Source organism: Oleiphilus sp. HI0125, from assembly GCF_001635355.1.
On the sequence record NZ_LWGF01000912.1, the window covers coordinates 1 to 12681 of the forward strand.

Sequence of the window (12681 nt, forward strand, 5' to 3'; positions counted from 1 at the left end):
ATTTCTTCTAATTAAAATAGTGGGGCATACTAACGCAATTCGACGTTTCCATCATTTCTATTCTGTATGAATTCCGCAGTACCAGAACACAATTTATCAGAGCTTCAGCAACAGACCATAGACGAATTAGAGCGCTGCTTAGTTTTAGCCCAAGACTACTTTGGGCGACAGTTTTGTTTAGATGCAGTCAAGTTTGACTTGAGAGGGAAGGCTGCAGGGCAATTTAGAATCAGAAAGGCGCAATCACGAGCGCTGAGTCGTAAACAGAGCCTTATAAAAGAGATACGATTTAACCAGGAACTCCTTTCGCTTTATGGTCAACAATTCATAGATGAGACGGTAGGCCACGAAGTAGCGCATTTCATCGTGCACGAAGTTGTCGAACGTCGCGTTAGGCCTCATGGGCGCGAATGGCAATCGGTGATGATAGACGTTCTTAAAAAGGCCCCTGAAGTGACTCATCAATATGAAGTTAAACCAGCGAGAACCATAAAACGATACCGTTACCACTGCGCTTGTCCAAACAAGTCTCATGAATTGACGTCTATCAGGCACAATCGAGTAAGGCGCGAGAACGCAAAGTACGTCTGCAGGATTTGTAAGACAGCGCTTTTGCCAAGCGACAATTAATTTAGGCCACCTTGAAACACTCGATTTCATTTTTAAGAGCATCCACCGCAACGATTAGGTTTTGGCCAGACTCTGCAATGAGTAGACTTCCGTTTGCCGTTTCTTCCGACAATGCCTGAGTTGTTGTCACATTGCGACTAATCTCTTCAGAAACTGAAAGTTGTTCGCTCGACGCCGTTGCGGTTTGTCCAGCCATATTAAGGATCTGATCTATCGCTTGCTCGATTGTATCAAGAGAAGTTTTCGTGTCGTTTGATTGAGTAACCGTCTGTTGTGCGAGCTCTCGACACGCTAGCATCGCATCGAGCGACGCTTTTGATGAGTCTTGCAAGGTGCTTAAGACACTCCCAATTTCAGACGTTGAATCCTGTGTTCGTTTAGCAAGTGTTCGGACCTCATCTGCGACGACAGCGAACCCTCGGCCTTGCTCGCCAGCGCGTGCCGCTTCGTTCGCAGCGTTAAGCGCTAGCAGGTTAGTTTGTTCTGCAATATCCAAAATAACTTGAAGAATGTTGTTGATGTTATTGCTCTCTTGATGAAGTTGCTCCATAGATGCAGACGTTGTTTCGATCTCGTTAGCGACCTGTTCAATCGTACTTACATTACTTCTGATCGTATCCACTCCACGTGCAACTTCGGATTCTGCAGAATTTACCGCATTAGTGGTTTCCTCAGCATTTCGAGATACCTCTTCCGAGGTAGTCGTCATTTCTACCATAGCGGTGGCTATTTGTTCCGTTTCACGCGCTTGGCCTTGGATTTTTTGTTTCATTAACGCTGAATGTTCGGCAAGCATTCCAGAATTTTCAGACACTGAAACGGTTTGCTGCCCAATGGCAATAATCGTATCTTGCAAGCCCCGAATAAACTCATTCATGCTTTTCGACATCGCTCCTATCTCATCGCGAGAATCTTCGGGAAGGCGAGCGGTGAGGTCGCCTTCACCTTTAGCTAAATCGTCGACAAGCGCGTTCATTCTTCGGACTTTACCCACGACCGTCTTCGCTATCCATAAGGATACGGTTAGCCCAAGAACGATACTTGCGATGACGATTATCTGATTCGTAAGTTGAGTATCTTTGATCGATGCCGAAGCCATCGCTCCTTCATTTAAAAGCGAGTCAAACACACTCGATTGTAAGTTGACCGATGCATCAAAGATCTGCGCACCAAACGGAACCAGCTGCGCTTCTACAACTGTGTTTCGATCATAGATCGATGATGAAACAGCTTTAAACGCGTTTTCGTGATTGCGTATTCCTTCCCTTACACGTTCAGCAGCAGCTCTACGATTTGCGTTCTGAAGTTCGGGCATAAGGGTATTTAGTTCTCGCGACGCTGCACTTAGTTCGTTAAGAACTCGATCAGCGGAGCTTTCTTGATTGTCATCTAAAAATCGAAACGCATAAAGACGAGCAAGTAGAAGGTTTTCTTGAACGACGCCTGCATAGTATGCAGCAACGATATCATTATCTTTATATGCCGATTCGCGAATATATGTGAGCTCTTTTCTAATCTGAGAACCAGCAACGTTCATTCCTTCATTCACTAAACGGTTGCGCTCCCTCATATTGGACACTACGCTTCCGATAAACGCTTGATCATAATTGCGTGACAAAGCATTTATATTTTCGAGAATTGCAACGCGGTTTGGGTCTTCGATTCGTTCGTTTGCTTGGTTCAGAATAAGAATCGTTTGCTCAGACAATTGATTGAAGTCACTAATGTTTTGCTCTAAACCGGTTTTTAGATAATCACTCACGATCAATTGTTTGTTCAGCATATTTGCAGTGATATCTGCGACGATTCCAGAATCAGGAGCTAGGTCTTCTGTCACTACGCTCATTTGGGTGTCTAACTTGCTTTTAGATAAATGGCTTGATTCAGCAATCACGATCAAAGTTAAAAGCAAAAACATCGAGGCGAGTAAAACTTTAACGGTAAAACCAACTCTATCTAGCAACATCTGCTTCTCCTCACGAAATTAACAACGATATCCGTAGGGCAATCTTTTTAGAGTTATTTAGCGCTCCTTATAACGAAAACCGAACAGGCTAAATGATAGTCAGATATTTTTGTTCGGTAGCACTGTAATGATCGTTACATTCGAACCAAATGTTCGGATTAAACGCGGATAAAAAGTGATCTAAATTCTAAAAGGAATAAAGTGGAAGCAAGGAAGTGACATAAAAAAGCCGCTAATTTAAGCGGCTTTCTAGAGATAGGGATTAACTACTTTTCTAGGTACTGTAGTTTGTCTGGAACGCCATCCCATTCTTTAGCATCAGGAAGAGGGTCTTTTTGTTCCGTAATATTTGGCCAAGTCTGGCAAAGCTCTGCATTCAACTCAATATATTGAACCTGATCTGCTGGTAGCTCATCTTCCGAGAAAATCGCGTTAGCAGGGCATTCCGGCTCACATAGTGCACAGTCGATACATTCATCGGGGTCGATTACCAAAAAGTTTGGACCTTCATAAAAACAATCTACTGGGCATACTTCGACGCAGTCAGTGTATTTGCACTTAACGCAGTTGTCGGTAACAACAAATGTCATGGTAATACTAACCTTTATTTAAATGATAATTGTTCTCAAAGCCATTAATCCCGCGGCTTTCGAGCGGTTTGCAATTCTAGCGATAGCCTTATAATCGATCAAGAGCAAAAACGAATTTGCTTATGCCAATTTGAATTAGATTAGTTCATCCTTTAGTTGATACAAGGCATTAAGCGCTTCACGAGGGCTTAAGCTATCAACATCAATTCCTTCCAGTAGTTCTTCAACTTTAGATTTGGGCGAACCAAACAGTTCTGCTTGAAAAAAATCGTCGTCTTTAGTGTTTTTATTGCGGCTTGCAGATGCCCCAACTTTGCCTGAATCAACTGACTGAGCGAACTCTAACGATTTATCGGACTCAAGTTCCGACAACTTGGCTTTCGCGTTAGCGACGACAGAGCTTGGTACACCTGCCAATTGCGCGACTTGTAACCCGTAGCTTTTATTCGCAGCGCCATCTAATACGCTGTGCAAGAAAATAATCTTATCGTCATGCTCTGTAGCTTTCAGATGAACGTTGGTAACGTTACTCAAGCGATCAGCTAGCTGCGTCATTTCAAAATAGTGTGTGGCAAAAAGAGTAAACGCTTTTGTATTGTTTGAGAGATACTCTGCGGCAGACCATGCTAGCGACAATCCATCAAATGTACTCGTTCCACGACCAACCTCATCCATTAGAACCAGACTATTGCTAGTCGCGTTATTAAGGATGTTCGCAGTTTCCGTCATCTCCACCATGAAAGTAGAACGGCCACCTGCGGTGTCATCGGCACTTCCCATGCGTGTAAATATTTGATCGATAGGGCCAAAAGTTGCCGAGTTAGCTGGTACATAAGCGCCTGAATAAGCCATTAGAGCGATGATCGCTACTTGGCGCATGTAGGTAGATTTACCACCCATATTAGGCCCAGTTATCACGAGCATCTCTCTCTTATTATTCATAACAACATCATTTGGCACGAAAGACTCATCAATGAGTTGCTCGATAACAGGGTGACGTCCAGCAACTATGTCTAAATGCTTTTCATCAACAAGAGTAGGGCGACAATAATTTAAGTTACTCGCGCGCTCAGCAAAATTTGTCAGTACATCTAATTCCGCGAGCCCACCGGCACACAATTGGAGTTCATGGATATGATCATTGAGCTGAGAGACCAGATCTTCATAAAGAGCTTTTTCACGACTTAGGGCGCGACTCTTAGCGCTCAAGGCTTTGTCTTCGAACTCTTTCAATTCAGGTGTGATAAAGCGCTCTGCATTCTTAAGTGTTTGTCTGCGAACGTAATGTACTGGCGCCTGTTCACTCTGGGCTTTTGAAATTTCTATAAAGTACCCATGTACACGGTTATAGCCGACTTTAAGTGTTGATATGCCAGTTTCTTCGCGTTCGCGTTCCTCTAGATCGATGAGAAACTGACCCGCATTTTCACTCATGTTTCGAAGTTCATCTAGCTCAGAATCAAAACCTTCTTTAATAACCCCACCATCACGAATGACAACCGGAGGATTATCAATTACGGCGCTATCGAGCAATTGAGCAAGTGACGGATGCTCTGAGATTCGAGATTTCAAGTCATCAAGTAAATTGGTGTTTAGGTTCTTAATAGCGACCTGCAATGCGGGTAAAACAAGAAGCGTATCTTTAAGGCGGGTAAGGTCCCTTGGTCGTGCGGAACCAAGTGCTACCCGAGCCAGAATTCGTTCAATATCGCTGACATGCTTTAACTGATCAATAACAAGATCGAAGTGATAGTTATTAAGAAGCTCTCCAACTGCATCATGACGATTTTCGGCTACTATTTTCTGTTGTGTAGGCTGGTTCAACCAACGGCGCAGAAGACGGCTACCCATCGCAGTACTGCAATGATCTAATACCCAAGACAGCGTACTTGTCGATTCGCCTTGAGTTGTAGCATCTATCTCTAGATTCTTACGACTAGCCGCATCAATCACGATACTTTCTGAGAAAGATTCACGACTCATTGTTTTGATATGCGCCAACTCATCACGCTGGGTATCTTTTACGTATTGGAGAAGCGCTCCGGCTGCTCCAACAGCGGCGGTTAAATCATCACACCCGAAACCGCCTAAATCTTTGGTCTTGAAATGTTTGGTTAGTATCCGTTCACAGGAATCAAGCTCGAAATTCCATGGTCCTTGTCGTCTTAAAGACGTTTTGATGTTAAGAGCATCCTCGAAAGGAAACTCATCACTAATAAGAAGCTCGGCAGGTTTAAGGCGATGTACTTCAGCAACTAAATTACTTAGCCCCTTAACTTCCGTGATGTGAAAACGTCCAGATGATAGCTCTAGCCATGCGATACCAAATATATCTTGCTGAACTTGGCTGATCGCACCTAAAAGATTTTCTGAGCGCTCATCAAGAAACGCCTCATCGGTAAGGGTACCTGGCGTTACCACGCGCACAACTTTACGTTCAACTGGTCCTTTGCTTGTTGCAGGATCGCCGATTTGCTCCGCAACAGCAATTGAAAGACCACACTTAACTAGCTTCGCTATATAGCCCTCTGCAGCGTGGTACGGAACTCCGGCCATAGGAATTGGCTCTCCGCCAGACTTGCCCCTCGCCGTTAAGGTAATATCAAGTAAATGCGCTGCGGTTTTGGCATCGTCATAAAACAGCTCGTAAAAATCACCCATTCGGTAAAAAACAAGTTCGTGAGCATGTTGTTCTTTGATTTGAAAGTACTGCTGCATCATAGGGGTATGGGCAGCCTTACTAGAAGGAGATTTATCTTTAACTGTCATATAGGAAATTGGTTTTTGTATTCTGGTTGAAGCGAGCTTTATCTAGTCGCGAAGAATAGCAAAATAGAACTAATCGAACTACGAAAAACGGACGAAAATAGCGAATGGAGCAAGTTGAAACTTAGAGAACTTCAACCTGCTAAACGCTTATATGTAATAAACGATCAAATAGCCACAAAGAAGAATAGCTACCCAAAATACCATCGTTTCAATTGGCCACATGCGCGCCACTGAACCCTTAGGTTTATTTTTGTCTGTGTCATAAACATGAGTCACAAGTGACTTAAGCGTATTTACGAACGCCTGCTCTTGCTTGGCATACACGGCATATACTTTTCTACCAACACCTGTGACAAGTTTTGTACCGAGTTTTCGATAGAACCAGTCAAAATCAAGGCTAATGGTCTCGGTACGCTTCATCATGGGTAGCAAGAGAAAGAAAGCTAGCCCAGCAAATAGTAGTAACTGAAACTGAGTTACTAAATGATCTGCCGTGTAAGGCTCGTAATCCACAGGATAAGGAAGAAGGTCATATAAAGGCTGCGGGAATACGCCTAAGGCGATACATAAAAATGCAAAGATAAACATCGCAAACTGCATGTTCTTCGGTGACTCATCTGGTCGTAAACCGGAATCTTTCTGGAAGAATACAAACCAAGGATACTTGACGCCGGCATGTAAAAATACACCTGCAGAAGCCGCAGCGAGTAAGAACCACACCCATGTGATGTGCTCATAGGCTGCAGAGGACGAGATCATTGATTTGGAGACAAATCCCGAGGTAAATGGGAAAGACGAGATCGCTAACGCACCGATAATCCCATACAGTGTCGTAATCGGCATGCTATGGAACAGCCCGCCCAAATCGCTACAGCGACGCTTGCCTGTACGGTATAACACCGCGCCAGCCGTCATGAGAAGTAAGGCTTTGTATACGATATGAGCAAAGGCATGAGCTGCTGCTCCGTTCAACGCCATTTCAGTACCGATACCGATACCCGTGATCATGAAACCAACCTGATTAACGATACTGTATGACAGAATTCGTCTTGCATCATTTTCAAGCAGAGCATAAATGATGCCGTAGAAAATCATAAAGCATCCGATTGGAATCAATACACTTGTACCAGGGAACGCAATAAGCAGCGTAAATACCGCTGTTTTGGTTGTGAAGGCAGAGAGAAAGACCGAGCCACTCGGGCTTGCTTCAGGATATGCATCTGCAATCCACGCCGAGAAAGGTGGCGCGCCGGCGTTGACCAAGAAACCGATTAATATCAGCCATTGAGCAGGTCCAGCTAACTCAAGCGCGGTAAATTCGGTAGATCCTGTTTCATGGATATGCCACAGAATACCTGCCATCAATATGACGCCGCCAAATAAATGCATAAACAAATAACGCATACTGGCTTTGTATGCGGAGTTTGTTGCGCCAGCCCAGATCACTGCGGTAGAGCCAATTGCCATTAACTCCCAATAAATAAATACGCTGATCAAGTCGCCAGAAGAAGTCACCCCGATTGCGCTACCGGCGTATAAAAACGCTGCAGATAACTCCAAGGTGGAAGCGGTACGCATCGCATAGATGCCACCAACCAAGACCATCAAAGAAAAGATAGTCGCAAACAACTTGCCTACGGTTGAAAAATCAAGCGGTGATAGCGTGTATTCAAGAAAACTTGTTTGCCAAAGCGCGTTATCGGGCAAGGTCCAGATAAGTGTCAATGCAAGTACAGGCAAAGCCACAAGTACAGCTTGTCTCAACAAACCCTGAGTAATAGGGATCAATAGCGCCCCAATGATAATTATCCAGCCTGGTGGAAATTCAATCATCATAATAATCCTCTCCACGCTTCAAGACGTAGCCAAGCACTTTTGCGCCGACCACCATAGCGGCACATGTAACAAATCCATACCATGCTGAAAAACCAAAGGTGCCATCAATACCAAAGTGTTCATGCTTATGAATCAATAATTCAGATAAGACGGTCAGAACCAAAATGGCGATAAATACCTTCCAGAGCAAACTGATCGATGCCGGTCTCATTAACCAATGTTTTTCAGGTTCATTCATAGAGACAGCTCCAGCATTTGTTTCGCAAGCGCAAGTGGTAATTCAGGGTTAAAGAACATAAACAGAGTCATGCCCGCTGTAATTAACAAAGGAATCAGAATCATTAGTGGCGCTTCTCCATGACTCTGATGTTTCTGGTCGTTAGGCTCAGATTTGAAGTAAGCCGCATAAACGATTGGAATAAAATACGCTGCGTTTAATAAGGTGCTGAGAATCAGGGCAATAACAGCGACCCACTGACTTGTTTCTAGCGAACCAAGTAGTAGATACCATTTGGAAATAAACCCAGCAGCTGGCGGCAACCCGATCATCGATATCGCACCGATCGTAAAGGCAGCCATTGTCAAAGGCATGTGTTTGCCAATTCCATCAAGCTCACTCACTAACTTCTTGTGCGCTGTTGTGTATATCGCACCGGCCACGAAAAACAGGGTAATTTTACCGAAGGCATGAGCAGCGATATGCATTGCGCTTCCGATAACACCCATGGCAGTAGCAAGCATTGCACCCAGTACGATGTAACTCAGTTGAGCTATTGTTGAGTAAGCAAGCCTCGCTTTGAGATTGTCTTTGGTCATCGCGATTATCGATGCAATCACCATCGTGGCGGAGGCGACATAAAGCATTAAGTCGGTTGTAGCAAGGTCAGAAAGCGTATCAAGACCGAAAATGTATACCGCAACTTTCAAAATGCTGAAAACACCCGCTTTAACAACGGCGACGGCATGCAGTAAGGCACTGACAGGAGTTGGCGCAACCATCGCTGATGGAAGCCAACGATGAAAAGGCATGAGAGCGGCCTTTCCGATCCCGAAACAAAATAATACAAGTAACAAGCCAACCATTAAATCTGGAGAAGACTCGTCGAATACGCCGCCAGGCTTAAAGTCTAACGTGCCGGTGATGGCATATGTGCCAAGTATTGCGAACAATAAAAAACCAACGGAAGTCGAAAGTAAAATACCAAGATAAATCCGTCCGCCTTCTTTCGCTTCTTTAGTTCCAGCATGGGTAACTAGAGGGTAGGTTGAGAGTGTTAGAACCTCGTAGAAGATGAATAGAGTAAGCAAATTATCTGAAAAACAAATGGCCATCACCGAGCTGATTGCCAGGGCGAAACATATAAAAAAGCGCGTCTGATTTTTTTCATTATTGCCGCGCATATACCCAATGGCATAGATCGTAGTCACGATCCAAAGAAAGCTGGCAACTAGGGCAAATAGAACGCCTAGTGGCTCAACTAAAAATGAAACGCTCAGACCCGGGAATAGGTCGAACCAATGCATATTCATCAGTGTGCCGTTGAATGTGTTATCGGTGATCGCCAGCACTACGGTAAACAGGATAATCGAGGTCGCAATACTCGCTGCCTCCCTCAGGTTTGGATATTTGCCTATCAACCCAACTAAAAATGCGCCAAAGAATGGTATGAATATCGCGAGATTGATTAGTTGATCTTGGCTAATGCCTGCCCAAAGGTTCATTGAACACCTCCAACTAATGAACTGCCGTTCAACAGAGCTTCAGCACCAGCTGTCGCAGCAGAGACTGTCAAAGAGGTGTCGATACCAAAATAAATATTAGCCAAGACAAGTAGCCACATCGGAATAAGCATGCTCACAGGCACTTCCTTGATCTTCGTAGCGTCAGCGTCTTCACTAGGCTCCTTAAAATAAGCCGCCTCGATTACCTTACCTATGTATACCACTGCAAATAAAGAGGCAACGAGCACTAAGAATGCAACAAGCCAATTGCCTTGTTCAAGCGCAGCAGTCACTAAGTACCACTTGCTAATGAAGCCTACTGTTAGAGGTACACCAATAATACTTAAGCCTGCGATCGTAAATGCACTCATAGTCCAGGGCATGCGACGACCTAAACCTTGGAACGCTGTGATCTGCACAGAGCCCATACGATAAAAGACAGCACCCACCGCCATAAACAAGGCTGCTTTCATTAATGCATGGTTAAAGATATGAAGAAGGGAAGCGGTCAAGCCTGTCAGAGAAACCAACGAGACGCCGAGAATAATGTAGCCCACTTGCGCAACACTACTATATGCTAGCAATGTTTTTATATTGCTTTGTGTGGTCGCGACGAAAGAACATTGAAAAATACCGGCTAACGCAAGAACCAAAACAATGAACTCCATGTTCATTTGTTCAAATACGTAACCCGCTCCAAAAATAGTAAAGACAAATCGCAACATGACATAAATCGCGACTTTAGTAGCCGTGCCTGCCAAGAATGCCGTTACAGCTGACGGTGCAAACGAATACGCAGCAGGAAGCCACATATGCAGAGGAAATAGTGCGAGCTTAATACTCACGCCAACCATGATGAACGCAAGGCCCGTATTGATTGTTCGATGACTTTCAACCGCCTGAATCCTCTCGGCAAGGTCAAGCATATTGAGTGTGCCGGTCTTCATATAGAGCATTCCGACACCGATCAATATAAAGGTTGCACCGATTGTGCCCATGACTAAATAGCGGAATGCAGCCGTTAAGCAACGCCTTTCGGCGGCCAAACTAACTAGGGTGTAGGTAGCAAGAGAAGAAATTTCTAAAAAGACGAATAAGTTAAATGCATCGCCAGTAATTAGGATTCCTGAGAGTCCAGCAAGGCACAACAAATAAGCGCTGTAAAACAGAGGTAATTGCTTGTGAGCAACTTCACTAGCAATGCTCTCTTTTGCGAAGAGTAATACAAGTGTGGCGATCACACTAACCGTTAGCAATACAAATGCGTTGGCCGAATCAACACGCATTTCAATACCCCAAGGCGGCTCCCAACCGCCGAGTGCGTATCGAAGCGCGCCGCCATCCATTGTCGCGGACACTAGACCGAAAGAGATATAAACGCATGCACCGGCGAAAAGAGTAGAAAGTAACCAGGCCGCTCGCGGGTTATTTATTAATACAACCAGTGGCGCAGCGATTAACGGCAATAATACAGGCAGAACCGCTAAGTGTTGTTCAAACATTAGATAACATCTTCCTTGTTCTGGAACTCATTTTCTTCGATCGTTCCGTAAGCGCTTTTTATTCTAAGGACTAATGACAAACCCACGGCTGTTGTGGCTACACCTACGACAATTGCCGTCAAGATCAATACATGAGGGAGAGGATTGGAATATTGCGTCACACCTTCCGCTAAGATTGGAGCCGTGCCACCAACAACCTTTCCCATGGTGATGTACATTAAAAATACAGCGCTCTGAAAAATATTCAGGCCAACCACTTTCTTAACGAGGTTATTAGCTGTGATAACGATATACAGACCGATCATCATCAAAATAACAACGACCCAATGATTGAAGTGTTCGAAGATTAAGCTCATTGAACATTTGCCTTTTCAACTTGGCCTGCAAAGGCGTAGAAAATCCCAAGCATGACAGAGAAAACAGTAATACCAACACCGAGTTCGATAATGATTATGCCGTAATGCTGACCATGTACTGGGTCCGCTGCGAGCACGTTGTAGTCTAGAAAATTTGCACCGTTCAACATGCTCACAAGACCAACAGATGCGTAGAGCAAAACGCCCACTGGAGCTAGATACTTAACAAATCGTGGACTTACAACGCCAACGGCTTTTCTTAAGCTAAAGGTGAGGGCGTAAAGAATGAATGCTGCAGCAGCGATAACTCCTGCCTGAAATCCTCCGCCTGGCCCAAAGTCACCATGAAATTGAACGTAGAGGGCAAACAAAATGATGAGGGGAATAGAGATTTTCGCAACCACGCGTAGAACTTTATGCTGAGTAAGACCTTGTTCTTGCGCAAGGAGTTCCGTTGGTTTCCCACGCACACCTAATAAACTGAATACGCCAATCGCAGCTGCAAATACAACAACTGTCTCGCCAAAGGTGTCAAAGCCACGATAACTAGCTAGCACCGAGGTAACCATATTAGGAAGACCAATCTCTGTCGGTGATGTCTCAATGTAGCGCGGCGCAACATGCTCATGCACAGGGTTATCTGCTAAGCCAAAGAGGGGCATATCAAATGTGCCGTAGATCAGCGCACCACCAGTTAAAAGAACGATTAAGGTTGCAAAGGTATGACTGTGCAAACTGAGTTTTTCTTTACGGCCCGTAATAGCAATCGTACTTAGCATTAATACCGTAGAGATACCCGCGCCAACGGATGCTTCAGTAAACGCAACATCAACGGCATCAAGAGTTACAAACAAGGCAGCACATAGAAAACTGTAGATACCAAAGAGCATCACGACAGAAAACAAATCTTTAATATAGATGATACGAAATGCGGTGATCACGAGCATCGCAAGAAGAATGAGGTCTATTAAAGTAGTCATTAGCTCACTCCGTCCTTAGCCTTTTCTTGGCACTCAGGAATAGTTAGCAAACCACCATGGCGCGCCGACTTCGCTAAGGCATGAGAACCTGTCGGTCCAGTCAGCAACAAGAAGAATAAAATAAACAGTAACTTAACCGTGACTAAGTCAAAATTAGTTTGAAGTGCTAAGCCAAAAATTATGCAAACCGCACCCGAAGAGTCGGTGACAGAAGACGCGTGAATACGCGTAAAAAAATCTGGAAAACGGAATAAACCAATCGCTCCCGACAGGCTGAATATAAAACCTAAAAGAAGCAGTGCCGCACTAAGATAGTCTAGAGCACTCACG

The 12681-nt window shown here is 44.5% G+C and carries 11 protein-coding genes; 1 reads left to right on the forward strand and 10 read right to left on the reverse strand.

Annotated features, from left to right (window positions below; translation table 11 throughout):
- The first annotated feature begins 66 nt into the window (after positions 1–66).
- Positions 67–630, forward strand: a complete 564-nt coding sequence (locus A3762_RS28870; RefSeq protein ID WP_068756539.1) for a SprT-like domain-containing protein — start codon at positions 67–69, stop codon at positions 628–630.
- 1 nt (position 631) lies between these two features.
- On the opposite strand, the gene A3762_RS15735 is transcribed toward A3762_RS28870, so the two are convergent.
- The 10 genes from A3762_RS15735 to mnhG form a co-directional block, all read right to left on the reverse strand.
- A complete protein-coding gene (locus A3762_RS15735) occupies positions 632–2596 on the reverse strand; it encodes a methyl-accepting chemotaxis protein (RefSeq protein ID WP_068756541.1) in 1965 nt (654 codons plus the stop codon).
- 266 nt (positions 2597–2862) lie between these two features.
- Positions 2863–3186, reverse strand: coding sequence for a ferredoxin FdxA (gene fdxA, locus A3762_RS15740; RefSeq protein ID WP_068481890.1), 324 nt, complete (start codon positions 3184–3186; stop codon positions 2863–2865).
- 135 nt (positions 3187–3321) lie between these two features.
- On the reverse strand, positions 3322–5955 hold the full coding sequence (gene mutS / locus A3762_RS15745) for a DNA mismatch repair protein MutS (protein WP_068756543.1): 2634 nt from the start codon (positions 5953–5955) through the stop codon (positions 3322–3324).
- Positions 5956–6102: 147 nt separating this feature from the next.
- Positions 6103–7791: a Na(+)/H(+) antiporter subunit D gene (locus tag A3762_RS15750; RefSeq protein ID WP_068756545.1), complete on the reverse strand. Its 1689-nt coding sequence runs from the start codon at positions 7789–7791 to the stop codon at positions 6103–6105.
- Entirely contained in the window at positions 7781–8029 is a 249-nt protein-coding gene (locus A3762_RS15755) for a hypothetical protein (protein ID WP_068481880.1), read from the reverse strand. Before A3762_RS15755 ends, A3762_RS15750 begins: the two co-directional genes overlap by 11 nt.
- Positions 8026–9513: a monovalent cation/H+ antiporter subunit D family protein gene (locus A3762_RS15760; protein WP_068756548.1), complete on the reverse strand. Its 1488-nt coding sequence runs from the start codon at positions 9511–9513 to the stop codon at positions 8026–8028. The genes A3762_RS15755 and A3762_RS15760 overlap by 4 nt, the downstream gene beginning before the upstream one ends.
- On the reverse strand, positions 9510–11015 hold the full coding sequence (locus A3762_RS15765) for a monovalent cation/H+ antiporter subunit D family protein (protein WP_068756550.1): 1506 nt from the start codon (positions 11013–11015) through the stop codon (positions 9510–9512). The genes A3762_RS15760 and A3762_RS15765 overlap by 4 nt, the downstream gene beginning before the upstream one ends.
- Complete coding sequence (locus A3762_RS15770; RefSeq protein WP_068473104.1) at positions 11015–11371, reverse strand: cation:proton antiporter subunit C; 357 nt, start codon at positions 11369–11371, stop codon at positions 11015–11017. Before A3762_RS15770 ends, A3762_RS15765 begins: the two co-directional genes overlap by 1 nt.
- Positions 11368–12351, reverse strand: coding sequence for a DUF4040 domain-containing protein (locus tag A3762_RS15775; protein WP_082869182.1), 984 nt, complete (start codon positions 12349–12351; stop codon positions 11368–11370). Before A3762_RS15775 ends, A3762_RS15770 begins: the two co-directional genes overlap by 4 nt.
- Positions 12351–12680: a monovalent cation/H(+) antiporter subunit G gene (gene mnhG, locus A3762_RS15780; RefSeq protein WP_068756552.1), complete on the reverse strand. Its 330-nt coding sequence runs from the start codon at positions 12678–12680 to the stop codon at positions 12351–12353. The genes A3762_RS15775 and mnhG overlap by 1 nt, the downstream gene beginning before the upstream one ends.
- Position 12681: the final 1 nt, after the last annotated feature.

What these genes read in the sequence shown, in the direction of transcription:
- A3762_RS28870 (WP_068756539.1), top strand. Translation starts at nt 67, where the DNA reads ATGAATTCCGCAGTACCAGAACACAATTTATCAGAGCTTCAGCAACAG.
- A3762_RS15735 (WP_068756541.1), bottom strand. Translation starts at nt 2,596, where the DNA reads ATGTTGCTAGATAGAGTTGGTTTTACCGTTAAAGTTTTACTCGCCTCG.
- fdxA (WP_068481890.1), bottom strand. Translation starts at nt 3,186, where the DNA reads ATGACATTTGTTGTTACCGACAACTGCGTTAAGTGCAAATACACTGAC.
- mutS (WP_068756543.1), bottom strand. Translation starts at nt 5,955, where the DNA reads ATGACAGTTAAAGATAAATCTCCTTCTAGTAAGGCTGCCCATACCCCT.
- A3762_RS15750 (WP_068756545.1), bottom strand. Translation starts at nt 7,791, where the DNA reads ATGATGATTGAATTTCCACCAGGCTGGATAATTATCATTGGGGCGCTA.
- A3762_RS15755 (WP_068481880.1), bottom strand. Translation starts at nt 8,029, where the DNA reads ATGAATGAACCTGAAAAACATTGGTTAATGAGACCGGCATCGATCAGT.
- A3762_RS15760 (WP_068756548.1), bottom strand. Translation starts at nt 9,513, where the DNA reads ATGAACCTTTGGGCAGGCATTAGCCAAGATCAACTAATCAATCTCGCG.
- A3762_RS15765 (WP_068756550.1), bottom strand. Translation starts at nt 11,015, where the DNA reads ATGTTTGAACAACACTTAGCGGTTCTGCCTGTATTATTGCCGTTAATC.
- A3762_RS15770 (WP_068473104.1), bottom strand. Translation starts at nt 11,371, where the DNA reads ATGAGCTTAATCTTCGAACACTTCAATCATTGGGTCGTTGTTATTTTG.
- A3762_RS15775 (WP_082869182.1), bottom strand. Translation starts at nt 12,351, where the DNA reads ATGACTACTTTAATAGACCTCATTCTTCTTGCGATGCTCGTGATCACC.